Origin of the sequence: Lederbergia sp. NSJ-179, from assembly GCF_022867885.1 — a bacterium.
Classification (GTDB): Bacteria; Bacillota; Bacilli; order Bacillales; family Bacillaceae_C; genus Lederbergia.
The window spans coordinates 20,069-32,318 of sequence record NZ_JALIFP010000044.1 but is presented as its reverse complement, the minus strand read 5'-3'; the positions used below and the strand labels follow the sequence as shown (position 1 = coordinate 32,318).

Genomic DNA, 12,250 nt, shown 5'->3' with positions numbered 1-12,250 from the left:
CGTTCTTTATTTGGTATTTTATAATAAACTGTTTCTTCTCCATCTATCATTACTTTTTGTTCATAAGAGTCCTTTGCATTAAAGGTCGTCGCTGTATCTGGCACGAACCCTATCTCTTCATCCGTATTTTCTTCAATAATAAGATGTTCCTCATCAAATACTTCTACTTCTTTTTGATTCGTAACATATTCATTCTTTTGATTGGATTCCGTACCAGTACAGCCTATTAAAAAAAGACAAATTGTAAAAGTAAATGTAAAGGACATAAAATATTTCAACATTGTATTTTTTCCTTGCTAAGCTAATTTCATAATTTTCCCAGGTATTATGGGTTTTCAAACTATAAAGAGGAAGTTTTCTCAAATTTAAGTGATAGCATTTAAAAAAAGATTTCCAGATCTTCATATAATTATAAAACAAATATTTTTGACATCCAACAACGAGGAAGTTTGAGCATAAAAACAGTTTGATGCGAAGCCCCTCGTTCTGACAAAGCAAAAACCATTTTTTGGTTCAAATATTGAGCATTCTAGCAAGCCCTAGGACTTTTTCACACGTGAATTGTTTCAATGCATTTGACAAACTTAGATAGGTCGTTCAACCAAAAGCTCTTCTTTATATCCCGAGTTTGGCGACATAAATTTCCAGTTCCTTTATTACCAAGGGTTTGAAGCATTAGTTGAATTTTAGTAGTGACAAAAGTAGTTATGGAAAATATGTGTAAATACATTAATATTAATGGATTTTATTGTATAATTATTGTAGTCCCAATTTTATCCACAGGAGGGCTACCATGTTCCTGAAAAAAATACAGTACGCAGAAGCCGAAAAACCTATAATTATTATAAAATCGTTACTTCCTATCGTGATAAAGATGGCAAACCAAAGCATCGTGATCCAAAATCTTGGAGCTCTTTCCGAAGAGGACGCTGACCGAATGCCTTATACAAGGAAAAACGGAAGTGAATTACGGAAAGAAGTAGGCTTAAATTATCACGTACAGAAAGCGAGCGTGAACAAACATGAGAAGTAATCAAGTAAGTATTAAATTAGAAAGATTCTTTGATAAAGAAAAATTAGGGGCCAAAGATTTAGAAATTAATGTTTGCAGACGCAAACAATGTGTATGAAGCATTGGCTGCTGCGTACTTTGAAGTGCTACAACAACTTCAAAATGAAGGAAATATTGAACTCCCCACGTTTGGTCGTAGAGAACATTATCCTACACGTAACTTTTTTTTCAAAAGAAATTTTTTGAATTTCCTAGAGCAAGTTGAACGTGAAGATGAATGGAGAGATTTTAAAAAAGTTTCTCCTTCGCTTGAAGACCAATTTTTAGAGAAAATAAATTTGAAAAAAGAATTTAAAGCATATGTAGATAAAAAATGGAGCGACGCCATTGAAGGAAAAACAAATAAGGAATAATATGGATTGGTTGCAAAATGGTTGCAATTAGTTAGATGAACTCTATTTTATTTGTGTTGCCTTCAATTGTCTTTATCGGCGACATTGGTAGTGGAAAAACAAAGCTAATGGTATTACGATTTCACCAGCGGTTAAAATAGGTTATTTTAGTCAAAATCTAGACGTATTGAATGAAAACCAAACGATTTTAGAAAATGTATCTTCTACATCTAATCAATCCGAAACATTGATTAGAATCATCCTAGCTCGCTTACAATTTTTTCGGGATGATGTATATAACCTGCGTTCCCGGAATTTATAACGAGGATTTTTGGTGAAAGCCTTTATTCACAGCGTTTATAATGATTTCCCTTCATAATACCATGTTATATATTATTAATATTATAACGAGGTAAAGTCCTTTATTTTCAAGGGTTTTGATGGTTCTCGTTATACAATCCGGGAATCTAGGATATAAACAAGTGAAGGTACTAAGTGGCGGTGAACGTGTGAAAGTAGCTTTGGCAAAACTATTTGTGAGTAACGTAAATTTTTTGATTTTAGATGAACCAACGAATCATCTTGATATTGAGTCTGTGCAAGCATTAGAGGAGCTTTTAAATAGCTATAAGGGAACTATTCTTGTAGTATCTCACGATCGATATTTTATTGAAAAGATCGCTGATCGCATCATGGAAATTAAAAATAAAAAGATAAATGTATTCGAAGGAACCTATCAACAATTTAAGCTTGAACAACCCAAAAAAAGTCAATAGAAAAATATAAAAAGAGATAAAAAACTCTTATTGGAAACTAGAATTTCAGATGTACTCAGTCGTTTAAATATTGAGCCTTCTGAAGAATTAGAAGATGAGTTCAGATGAATCTTTTTCATCATGAAAAATGGACCAATGAACTATTGCTGTTGACAAAAACATTAGCCTATACTAAACAAACCTACACTACCCAGAATGCAAAAATAGGAGGTGTCGGTATGGCCTTCTCGTTATCACAAGCAACAGGAAAATCGTATCCCCTTCCCTGGGCTCCACAAATCCGGCGTAAGTATCGCTCTGTCTTAATTTCTAGAATTGGCGCCTTACTGGTTCGATGGGTCGCAGTCATCGGAGTCTTCACATGGTTCTGTGCCGCGTGGGTTCTGGCGCTGCTGCCTTCATGGATTATGGAAATAGTTCCTACAGCAGGCTGGGCTTTGCTTCTGTTTATTGCAGTTGCGTTATTCTTGTTGAGGATATCTGGTGATTCCGTAAAAACTCCATTGATCCGGACTTTAGGCTATGGACGTGCCGGGATAAATACGGTATCAGGACGACACTCCAAGCCATCGGAATCCCTCGCACATCTCACTTCAGCCATAGCATGCGGCGGAGCTTCGCTTGGCATCGTGTTAGGCACGGCAGTGGCGTTTGTACAGGCTGCTATAAGCTCCGGTCTTGCGTATGAAAGCAGCCTGTTAATGCCATTTGGCGCGGGTTTGGCTGGATTGGTCGGCTTGCTCGCATCGGCAGCAGTTCGTATGACTAAGAAGACAATTGCAGGTTGGCGCGACGAAATGAAACAGGAACAAATTGCAAGTGATGTGCTGGCCCACGGAAAACACGTCGTCGGCAAAGTGACGAAAGTAAAGTTTGCGAAAAGTTGGCTAGATCAGCAGCCGATCTTTAATCTATGCGTTGAATACGAGGCAGCAGATGAGACGCGTACGATTAAGTTTCATTACGTAGACTATCCGAAATGGGCGCCGGTCATTGGCAATGAATTCGAAATATGGTTTGACCCTGATCAACCGGATGACCCAAGATATATCCTGCTGGAGCGTAAAATTGTCGGCCAGACCTTTGCCTCAGAAATTGAATATTTGCGACGCCCTGCTGCGGGCGGAGATGGACCTGCTCTTGGGCCTGCAGAGCCGGAATGGGCTCAACCGGAGAATCATAACCGAACAACAACAACCGTAAAATTAGCGTTCCAATTGATCTTTGCCATCTTATTTGCGACGGGAAGCGCAGCGGCTATTATCGCATGGATAATGGTCTTCGGTGCTTCACCATGGTGGATGCTGCCCTGCTTGCTGATATTGACGGCAGCATTCAGCCTTAATGTGATATGTGGGGTAAGCTTGCTGAAGCGCTCACAGTGGTTGATACGTACGACGTGGGCCGTGGACACGGTTGGCTGGATTGCCTATACGTTTATGTTTCCCACTATTACAGGCGTTGCTATAAAAACCGCCACCCTGTTATGGGACACAACTTCAAGCTTGCCGGTCGAGCAAGTCGTAGTATTAGTGTTTACAGGCTTTGTGGCCGTCGTTGGAGGCATAGCGAGCGTGATATCAAGCACAACATTCCATGAAATTATTGCCCGTGTTTTCACTGCCGGAACAGTGCCTCCTGCTGAAGAAGTCCACGAAGCGTTACGTTCCAGTGATCCTGGCGCGTTGGAAACATTGGAGAAGCGCTACAATTACATCGCTGGCGCTCTTCACACCCGCTGCTAAATCTGACTGTATTCGCGGTAGACTATATACAAAGGCCGAGGATCTTAAAGAATCCCCGGCCTTCAGTATTAGATGAAGCTTAATGCAGCAAGCGTGAGAGAATCACTGCTGCCTCCGCACGAGTTGCTGCTTTTTGCGGCTGGAAACTGTTGTCTGGGTAACCGTTTAAAATCCCTTGTCAAGTCAGAACAGCCACTGCTTTGTATGTGATAAACTTGATTTATCCAATATGGATGTCCTCCTCTGCCCGACATTGGCTTGCGAAACCTTTGTCATTATAGCAGAGGAGGACTTTTTTATCATACGTAAAGGTACTTCCGTTTCTGTTCTCCCACGCATAGCGTGGGGCTTAATCTGGAGTTATATCAAGGGTTAATCAATGTTTTGTCACTGCGAAAGTTGAGTAAAATATTTAATTATTAACATTGCTTTTCATTACAATTATCATTTTGCATTTTTAAGAATTTTCACTTCTGCTTGAGTGTCTAGTAATCCCTCTGATAATACAGTTACTTTAGCATCCAACTTGTCGATTTTATCAGCATTTTTCTTTACCTCTTGTTTTACATCTCTTACTTCTTGTTTTACATCTATTACTTCTTGTTTTACATCTATTACTTCTTTTGATAATTCAGTAATAGCTTGCAAAATCTGCTCATTAGTCACTTCTTTACTCATCTATTATCCTCCTTATCTGAATGTCTATTTAACTTCTGTATAGCCATAAGCTTCATACATCTTAATAACTGATTCTAACGAATACGTATCATCTTTTGTATCTTTAATTTCCTTCATTTCAGCTAAATTTACTTTATTATCTTCATCCAAAATTATGTCAGAATACCCTATGATTGCTGTAAAGCTATCCTTTAATTTTGTTTCAGAACCTCCAGAAAATTGCTTTACAGAGAAAATCTTGATGAGATTTCCATTGTTACTTGCACCCAAAGAATCCGATTTTTCACTTTCATTTTCAAATTGACGATACATAAATTTTTCTTCTTTTATTTCATATTTATACCCCCAACCTTTATCAGGGCTTAAGTCTTTATATTCTCTTTTAACTTCTTCATCTATCATTCTTTTAATATCATCCAGATTAGAAATATCGGTTGCTTTTTCAGCAACAATACTTAATCCCTTTACTTCAAAAGTTGGAGCAAAATCTTTTTCTAGCAAATAACCTTCTTGTAATAATTGTTCTTCTTCATCTTTAGATAAAGTTACTTTTACTTTATCACCGTTTTTCAATTCACCATCATTTTCAACAGTAAATTTGACTTGATCCAACGGACTATCTAAAACATTATCTATTTGAACTTCTCCTCTTCCACTTACCCCATTGAAGTTCACAACTAATTTTTTTTCAACTTCTTCATTAGTTAACCATTTTGGTTCATCTAAATTTTTTACTTCGATTGTTATTTTACCCGATTTAATTTTTTTAGTTTTTTCCCCATCAACGTTTGCAATGATTTCAATTTTATCACCATTCGATAAGTTTTCAGTCTTATCTAGTTTAATTTCCATTGCTTCAGCCAGCGTCTATATAATTGTTCAACCAGCCGTTTGGCAGCCGTGATTTCTCCTTCATCCTTTTGGGAGCTGTCGCCTTTTTTGGCTCTCAATGGCTCCATTCCCCATACAATCCGAGGCTCTTTCCCGATGGTCATACAGCCCACAAAACGATAATAGTAATGGATGACACCGTCTATCACGCGGGTAAGAGCGTCCTTGCCGCCTTTTTTAACACTTTCAAACAGTTCCACCCCGTCAATGGCTGAAACAACCCAGCCATCTATCGTGCCTCCGCGAAACACTTTATTTCTCCGCGCCTTCTGTACAACCTGCTCGTTCATCCATTCAAGTTGGTCCAGGTCGGCCCCTTTGAGGGATTCACGAATGGTATCGACGCTTGGCAGACGTTTTCCTTTTAACAGCCTTTTTAAATGTCCCGTTTCGAATCCAGTGTTCAAGCCTTTCCAAGCTTGGCATGCGAAACAGATAGCCAAAAAGCATGCATGCTCCAATGGTTGCAGATTCAATTTGCGGACGTATTCTCGAATCCTCATACAACTTGACCAATTGCTTCAAACCGTATATCTTAGAAGTACAACTGATCAGTTGTCTGAGCCACTGTCTGTTCACAGTGGTTCTCACCTCCTAAGTTATTGTTCCTTATTTTATTACTTAGGAGGTTCTTTTTTTGGAGAAAAATTCCTGCTAATTTCCAGAAAAAATGGGAAAATACTCAAATATTGATTAACTTTAAAAACCCTTGTCTCTATAGCGCTTGATATGGATGATTTAGTTTATTTAAACTATATGATTCATCGTCGATGGAAAACCAATCGCAATTATATAATAAGTATAGAATTTTAGTTTTTACCTCTACAAGTTATCTCCAATCATATCATGAGATAATCGCTAGAATCTGCTATTTTCTTATAACTGATGTCTTGCTAACTTAAAATTTTAAATTGTTCTCTATGTCCATCGGCGTATATCATCCTTAAACTATATGAATTTTCCACAAGACTTATACTGTTAAACGGGCTTTCATTCCATCAATGATAATTGTTAGGCCATATTCAAATATCTTATCCGATTGCATTTTTTGTCTAGATGCTTTGTAAATTTTTTTGATGAAATAACTATCTTCATCGGGTAATTGTTGTACAGCTTTATCAAATAAATCATAGACATATTCGCCTTCTTTTAAGGTTTCTTCATTTTGTTTTTGCTCATAGGCATCATCTTCGTATGAAATAATATAGTTCAATAAACACATCACATTTGCAAGTTTTTGTTCATCAGTTATTGGCATAAAATCAATTGTTTCTAAAATTATATTTAATAGTTTTAAATATTGTAATTCGTTTGGAAGTGATTTCATAATGACTTTTGCAGAACAAGGATATTTTTGCAAACTATTGCGAAATGCTTTTCCGATTTCTAATAATTGATCGTCCCACTTTTCTTTTCTTTCCAAATTTAATAATGTATCTTTTGCAACTTCATTAGTGAGTGTTTGAAAAATACTTTGCTTACTTTGAAAGTGCCAATAAAGAGAAGCAGCTTTGATATGAAGCTCATCTGCAAGTTTTCGCATACCAAATTTTTCAATACCGACTTCTCCTAACACTTTCCATGTTGCTTCAATAATTTTTTCCTCTGTTAATGTACCTTTTCTGTGAGACATAATAACCACCAGACCTTTCTTTCTCTATTATAACAAATCATTACCTAACAGTGTAAGTTTATAGTTTACATTATTGTATTTTTGTGATATTTTATTAACTTAGAGGCTTAACCTAACAGTGTTAGTTTATAAAGAAAGAAGAATTATTACAAGAAGGACGATTTCATGTCTGAAAAACTTTGATTTAGAAAAAAGGAGTGGAAAATAAATATGGAAAATAAAAAATCTCAAACAAATTTTAGTCGGTTAATCCTTGTTGCAACCATTCTTGCGGGCGCTTTTATTGTCACTTTGAGTGCGACACTGCTGAATACCGCTTTACCACAAATTATGAAAGACCTGTCCATCTCTGCAAATACTGCGCAATGGTTAACGACTGGTTTTATGCTAGTAATCGGTATGTTGATTCCTATATCTGCTTTTTTAATGGAAAGGTTCTCGACAAGAAAGTTATTTATTACATCTATGTGCTTATTCGGTATGGGAAATTTACTGGCTGCAATTGCACCCAACTTTCCAGTTTTATTAACAGCACGCATCGTACAGGCAGCGGGCGAGGGAATTATGCTTCCCTTGATACAAACTATCCTATTGCTGATTTTCCCTGTAAATCAACGCGGTACAGCAATGGGGATGGTAGGATTGGTGCTTGCTTTCTCTCCAGCAATAGGGCCGACGCTTTCCGGTTGGATTGTTGATACTTTTTCGTGGCGGATACTATTTTATATGAATTTGCCCATCGTCATACTTGTCATAGTAATTTCGTTTTTTACGCTTAAAAATGTTACCAAATTGACACATCCCAAAATCGATATCGTGTCCATTATTTTGTCATCTCTAGGATTTGGAGGATTGTTATATGGTTTCAGCAACGCTGGAAGTAATGGCTGGAACAGTTTTGAAGTGATTATTACGTTAATTGTCGGTATTACTGCTTTGAGTATGTTTATTTGGCGACAATTGACAACTGAAAAACCAATGCTTGAGTTTAGGGTGCTGAAGAATAAGATTTACTCACTGACTGTTTTAATCGGCATGATAGTCATGGTATCTATGATAGGAGTTGAACTTCTCCTGCCGCTTTATGTCCAAACAGCACGTGGCTATACACCGATCGAGTCCGGATTGCTGCTGTTACCTGGTGCAATTGTTATGGGGATTATGTCACCGATTACCGGTAAGATTTTTGATAAGATTGGTGCACGACCGCTGACCATTATCGGTTTGGTCATTATCACGATTATGACGTTCCTGTTTAGTAATATAACAGATTCAACACCGTACATGTATATGATGGTCATCTATACGATAAGGATGTTTGGGATATCTCTGGTGATGATGCCCGTTATGACAGCAGGATTAAACCAACTGCCAAACCATTTGATTTCGCATGGCACTGCCATGAATAACACGTTAATGCAAGTAGGTTCTTCCATTGGAACGGCCCTGCTAATTACAATTATGACGAACAGTACAGCGTCCGCTGTCCAACAAAAACTATCATACCCAATGATTCATGGTGTCTCGGTTGCTTTTACGGTCGCCGGAATTTTAGCACTCTCTGCATTAGTAATGTCATTCTTTATTAAATCGTCGAAAACAAATAAAGAAGACATAGAGGAAAATAAGGTAGCGGTTAATGAAAGTTAAATATGTTTAGAGAGTGCTAAATGAATACTCCCATTAACAATAATAAAGAAATTTTGTTAATATTAAATTGAAGATCTAGGTCATTTTTATCAGATATTTTTCTAATAGAATTCCATATTTATAACTTGTTTCATTATATTTTTACCTTGACCAAATAACTCATAGAGTTTTTTGGTCTTTTTTGTATTTTTTCCTTTCAAAATGCACTCTCCTATCGTGTTAGTCGTGTAAAAGGTCAAGAACCTTATCAGACAGAAAGGTGATAAAAATGGTAACAAACGAACATGTGCCACAAATTGTAATCCGACGTCAATTTGATTCATTCTGTAAGACGGTTTTAAAAAATGCTGCGAGAGATATTTATCGTGAAATAAACAAGCAAAATAAAACTCTGATTATCTTATCTGCTTTAAGTCAAGATATACTCAATCAATTTAGCATGTATGAAACCTATGAAACCGATGTCTATTATTTTTACTTGAATGGATATGCCATCAAAGTAAAAGATTTTTTGATTGCGAATGCTATTCAGTCTTTACCGGAGCGTAATCAACTTATTGTATTATGCTTCTTTTTTCTTAGAAATGAGTGATACTGAAATTGCCAACGAATTAGGGATAGCCAGGGCAAGCGTTTATTACCACAAACAGAAGGCATTAGAAAAGATAAATAAAAATTTAAAGGAGCATGAAAATGAGTGAATCTACCTTACTTCCTTATTTAGTGATCTTAATGGCAGCAATGGGTGATACAGAAGCAATGGGACGAGTTTTAGAACATTATACTGGTATGTGTATCCTCTTTGCGGAAGACTTATTTATTATTTAGCAAATTCCTTTTCAGGCAACCCCAATATGTCTGTATTTTTGGGTATATGGCCAAGTAGACGTAGCATAGTTACAATTTGCCCTTTATGATGCGATTCATGAGTAATTGAATGGATTAGTAATTGGCGTGGCGTTTTTCTTACAATCCCACTGCCTGCTTTCCAAGAAGGCTCTTTTTCGATAAACTCATCAAATTTGTTTGTGAATTGTTCAAATACGCTCTCAACATATATATCAGCTTGTTGAAAATAGCGTTGAATATCATCTAACTGCATATTATTAATTACTTCCTTCGTAAATAATGGTGACGATGTTTCTGAAAGTACAAAAGAACCTAGCCAAGCATGATAGCAACCTGCCACATGAACTAAAGAATCTCTAATACTCTGAAAACCAAATTCAAACTCTTTAGTAAAGTCATCTTCATTCAATTCTCTACACTGGTCTAATAAAATCTGACGTGTTTGTTTTACCCATTCATATTCTAGCTTTTCCATAGCTATCCACCCCCTTAGACATATAAAGAAAAATTATTCTTTTTACTATACACCAACAGAGACAGAATTCATTTCATTGTGAGTAAACTCCAGCAAAATGACCCGTTTGTGTAATTAAAAGTATTTTGAATTAATCTTTTAATACCATTTTAACATACAAAATTAATTCCAGACGACAATCCGGAATAACAAAAAAATAATCCCTGCCAAAATTCAATAAAAAAACAAAATTCCCTACCAAAAAATTAAGTTGGTAGGGTTTTTGGTAGGAAACCATATTATTTTTAATCATTTTTTACATTTAAGGCTAGGTTAAACACTGTCAAATAGGCGTTCTCTCTTCAAATCAAGTTAGCCTTTTATTCCCACTCCAAGTGTGCAGGTGACGTAAAAACGCTGTTACACCAACGTTTATCGCACCTTCAAATTGTTTTGGCGGGATTCTGGCGGAACTTATTTTTTACTGCTTGATTACCATTAAATGATAGACCTGACTTTTCCGCTGTTCGTATATTAATGTTACCTGTCATCTCTTCCGCAATGAGTTCATCTACACCTGACCACATATGTGAATAATGCTTTAACGTAATTTCTGGGCTGGAATGTCCCATACGCTTTGACAAAATCAAAACAGAAACGTTAAATTCATTAATGAGATAAGATGCATGCGAATGTCGAAGCCCTTTAGCTTGAATACGATGAACATTTGCAAGTTTTGCATAGCGTTGAATAATTCTAGCAAGCGTCGATTTAATCATTGGCGTTCCATCATAACTAAAAACGAAATCGTCAATCCCTATTTTTGATTGTCGCTGTTTCCATTCTTGCAACACTTGTATCGTATCCTCATCCAAAGAGATGATCCGTTTACCATCCTCTGTTTTTGTATAATCTTTTCGTTTCCAATTGCTTTTATTTATTAAATACAGTGAGTGATGAACGCGAAGCCGTTTGTTTTTAAAATCTATATCATCCCACCATAAGGCCGTTCCTTCACTAACCCGTATCCCCGTCATGAAATACGTCCACAACATCACAAAACATAAATGTTCATAAAAGTCATCCAGACAAATAACTGAGATAACTTTTTCAAATTCTTTCTTTGTCCAATATGGGACAACCGCTTTTCCTTTAGGGATAGCCTTCACCTTTTTAGACACGTTCACTTCTAGATATTGCATATCAACTGCCATATCCAGACTTTTACGAAACATACCAAATACCAAACTTGCATATGCTTGGGAATATCCAGCTCCTTTATCAGAAAGTAACCAGGTTCGATAACGTTGGACATCTTCTACTGCTAAAGAACGAAGCTCAATGTTTGAAAAACGATCTCTCATACTTTCTAAAGTTCGTTTGCGAACGTAAAAAGTACTTTCTTCCACCTCGGTTTCATAAGCTGGAATGTACACAGTGTCCATGAATTGACCATATGTCATGTGATAATTTCCATAACCATTTGCCTGATGGTATTCATTTTTCACCCGTACCAATTCTTTATAAGCTTGTAAAGCAGAAGTAAACTTTTTTCCTTGTTGATTTGTACGTCCCTTTTTACGAAGTCGCTTTCCAGTAATGCGATCCGTTCCTAACTCCGTTTCATAAAAGTATTGTTCATTGTTATCAATATAGACCCCTGCATATTTGGTTTTAGCCATGACTGTCTTCCTCCAATTCTAGTTCACAACCTAGAATCGATTCGACTGTCATTTTTGGTACACGCCCTAAGCGTTTATTATTATAAAATGGATACCCTTGTTGTACCATCATTTGCTTGGCTTGTCTAATAATTCGTATGGAAGTATATTTGGGGTACCCAATCTGAATTAAATCATCTTTTGTAATCAGTTCCTTCATTAATATATACCTCCTTTTTCATCAACAGAGGAATACATAATAGAAACAACGATTCACTAATCTACTTAAAAATCAGACGGCTGTTGGTGCAGCTCCACGGGAATTTCACCCCTGCAAGTATTTCTTCCAGCCCTACTCATAGTTTGCGACGCTTTGAACGCTCGAACCATGACGGTAGGGGAGTATCATTATCCTAACTAATGAGTTATCGCCAGCAATCCACCACGATTGCATTAGATTCATAGATTATCGCTCGTTTCTAACGAAAGTCGTGGCGTATGAATCAAGT

At 36.7% G+C, this 12,250-nt stretch carries 15 protein-coding genes and 2 pseudogenes; 8 read left to right on the top strand and 9 right to left on the bottom strand.

What is annotated here, in order from left to right; translation table 11 throughout:
* A partial coding sequence (locus tag MUB24_RS20375; RefSeq protein ID WP_244707361.1) for a hypothetical protein occupies nt 1-281 on the bottom strand: 281 nt, incomplete at its 3' end.
* Nucleotides 282-793: 512 nt separating this feature from the next.
* Here MUB24_RS20375 and MUB24_RS20370 point away from each other — a divergent pair.
* The 5 genes and pseudogenes from MUB24_RS20370 (at nt 794) to MUB24_RS20350 (ending at nt 3,925) form a co-directional block, all read left to right on the top strand.
* Nucleotides 794-1,033 (top strand): hypothetical protein, encoded by a 240-nt coding sequence (locus MUB24_RS20370; RefSeq protein WP_244707360.1) that lies wholly within the window; start codon nt 794-796, stop codon nt 1,031-1,033.
* A 68-nt stretch (nt 1,034-1,101) separates the two neighbouring features.
* Complete coding sequence (locus MUB24_RS20365; RefSeq protein WP_244707359.1) at nt 1,102-1,425, top strand: hypothetical protein; 324 nt, start codon at nt 1,102-1,104, stop codon at nt 1,423-1,425.
* Between the two features lie 109 nt (nt 1,426-1,534).
* Nucleotides 1,535-1,699, top strand: a pseudogene (locus tag MUB24_RS20360) (ABC transporter); the annotation flags it as partial.
* 178 nt (nt 1,700-1,877) lie between these two features.
* A pseudogene (locus MUB24_RS20355) lies at nt 1,878-2,288 on the top strand (ATP-binding cassette domain-containing protein); the annotation flags it as partial.
* Complete coding sequence (locus MUB24_RS20350) at nt 2,285-3,925, top strand: hypothetical protein (RefSeq protein WP_244707358.1); 1,641 nt, start codon at nt 2,285-2,287, stop codon at nt 3,923-3,925. The pseudogene MUB24_RS20355 and the gene MUB24_RS20350, both read left to right, overlap by 4 nt.
* Nucleotides 3,926-4,004: 79 nt before the next feature.
* Here the strand turns inward: MUB24_RS20350 and MUB24_RS23750 are convergent, their stop codons facing one another.
* The 5 genes from MUB24_RS23750 to MUB24_RS20330 form a co-directional block, all read right to left on the bottom strand.
* Nucleotides 4,005-4,097: an S-layer homology domain-containing protein gene (locus MUB24_RS23750; protein ID WP_396426793.1), complete on the bottom strand. Its 93-nt coding sequence runs from the start codon at nt 4,095-4,097 to the stop codon at nt 4,005-4,007.
* A 272-nt stretch (nt 4,098-4,369) separates the two neighbouring features.
* Entirely contained in the window at nt 4,370-4,603 is a 234-nt protein-coding gene (locus tag MUB24_RS20345) for a hypothetical protein (protein WP_244707357.1), read from the bottom strand.
* 24 nt (nt 4,604-4,627) lie between these two features.
* Entirely contained in the window at nt 4,628-5,455 is an 828-nt protein-coding gene (locus tag MUB24_RS20340; protein WP_244707356.1) for a hypothetical protein, read from the bottom strand.
* On the bottom strand, nt 5,440-5,901 hold the full coding sequence (locus MUB24_RS20335) for a hypothetical protein (RefSeq protein ID WP_244707355.1): 462 nt from the start codon (nt 5,899-5,901) through the stop codon (nt 5,440-5,442). The genes MUB24_RS20340 and MUB24_RS20335 overlap by 16 nt, the downstream gene beginning before the upstream one ends.
* A 563-nt stretch (nt 5,902-6,464) precedes the next feature.
* Nucleotides 6,465-7,127, bottom strand: a complete 663-nt coding sequence (locus MUB24_RS20330; RefSeq protein WP_244707354.1) for a TetR/AcrR family transcriptional regulator — start codon at nt 7,125-7,127, stop codon at nt 6,465-6,467.
* 210 nt (nt 7,128-7,337) lie between these two features.
* Here MUB24_RS20330 and MUB24_RS20325 point away from each other — a divergent pair, with 210 nt between their 5' ends.
* From MUB24_RS20325 to MUB24_RS20315, 3 genes are all read left to right on the top strand, one after another.
* Nucleotides 7,338-8,777 carry a DHA2 family efflux MFS transporter permease subunit gene (locus MUB24_RS20325; protein WP_244707353.1) on the top strand — a complete coding sequence of 480 codons (1,440 nt, stop codon included), beginning with the start codon at nt 7,338-7,340 and terminating at the stop codon, nt 8,775-8,777.
* Between the two features lie 268 nt (nt 8,778-9,045).
* The gene (locus MUB24_RS20320; RefSeq protein WP_244707352.1) at nt 9,046-9,369 is read left to right on the top strand and encodes a hypothetical protein; all 324 of its coding nucleotides are present in this window, start codon (nt 9,046-9,048) and stop codon (nt 9,367-9,369) included.
* A 101-nt stretch (nt 9,370-9,470) separates the two neighbouring features.
* The gene (locus tag MUB24_RS20315; protein ID WP_244707351.1) at nt 9,471-9,605 is read left to right on the top strand and encodes a helix-turn-helix domain-containing protein; all 135 of its coding nucleotides are present in this window, start codon (nt 9,471-9,473) and stop codon (nt 9,603-9,605) included.
* On the opposite strand, the gene MUB24_RS20310 is transcribed toward MUB24_RS20315, so the two are convergent.
* The 3 genes from MUB24_RS20310 to MUB24_RS20300 form a co-directional block, all read right to left on the bottom strand.
* Nucleotides 9,598-10,101, bottom strand: coding sequence for a DinB family protein (locus MUB24_RS20310; RefSeq protein WP_244707350.1), 504 nt, complete (start codon nt 10,099-10,101; stop codon nt 9,598-9,600). The genes MUB24_RS20315 and MUB24_RS20310 overlap by 8 nt on opposite strands.
* Nucleotides 10,102-10,523: 422 nt before the next feature.
* Nucleotides 10,524-11,762, bottom strand: coding sequence for a tyrosine-type recombinase/integrase (locus tag MUB24_RS20305; RefSeq protein WP_244707349.1), 1,239 nt, complete (start codon nt 11,760-11,762; stop codon nt 10,524-10,526).
* Nucleotides 11,755-11,961, bottom strand: coding sequence for a DUF3173 domain-containing protein (locus MUB24_RS20300; protein WP_244707348.1), 207 nt, complete (start codon nt 11,959-11,961; stop codon nt 11,755-11,757). Before MUB24_RS20300 ends, MUB24_RS20305 begins: the two co-directional genes overlap by 8 nt.
* Nucleotides 11,962-12,250: the final 289 nt, after the last annotated feature.

Excerpts from the sequence above, each read along its gene's own strand:
- MUB24_RS20370 (WP_244707360.1), top strand. The coding sequence starts at position 794 with ATGTTCCTGAAAAAAATACAGTACGCAGAAGCCGAAAAACCTATAATT.
- MUB24_RS20365 (WP_244707359.1), top strand. The coding sequence starts at position 1,102 with ATGTTTGCAGACGCAAACAATGTGTATGAAGCATTGGCTGCTGCGTAC.
- MUB24_RS20350 (WP_244707358.1), top strand. The coding sequence starts at position 2,285 with ATGAATCTTTTTCATCATGAAAAATGGACCAATGAACTATTGCTGTTG.
- MUB24_RS20345 (WP_244707357.1), bottom strand. The coding sequence starts at position 4,603 with ATGAGTAAAGAAGTGACTAATGAGCAGATTTTGCAAGCTATTACTGAA.
- MUB24_RS20340 (WP_244707356.1), bottom strand. The coding sequence starts at position 5,455 with ATGGAAATTAAACTAGATAAGACTGAAAACTTATCGAATGGTGATAAA.
- MUB24_RS20330 (WP_244707354.1), bottom strand. The coding sequence starts at position 7,127 with ATGTCTCACAGAAAAGGTACATTAACAGAGGAAAAAATTATTGAAGCA.
- MUB24_RS20325 (WP_244707353.1), top strand. The coding sequence starts at position 7,338 with ATGGAAAATAAAAAATCTCAAACAAATTTTAGTCGGTTAATCCTTGTT.
- MUB24_RS20320 (WP_244707352.1), top strand. The coding sequence starts at position 9,046 with ATGGTAACAAACGAACATGTGCCACAAATTGTAATCCGACGTCAATTT.
- MUB24_RS20315 (WP_244707351.1), top strand. The coding sequence starts at position 9,471 with ATGAGTGAATCTACCTTACTTCCTTATTTAGTGATCTTAATGGCAGCA.
- MUB24_RS20310 (WP_244707350.1), bottom strand. The coding sequence starts at position 10,101 with ATGGAAAAGCTAGAATATGAATGGGTAAAACAAACACGTCAGATTTTA.
- MUB24_RS20305 (WP_244707349.1), bottom strand. The coding sequence starts at position 11,762 with ATGGCTAAAACCAAATATGCAGGGGTCTATATTGATAACAATGAACAA.
- MUB24_RS20300 (WP_244707348.1), bottom strand. The coding sequence starts at position 11,961 with ATGAAGGAACTGATTACAAAAGATGATTTAATTCAGATTGGGTACCCC.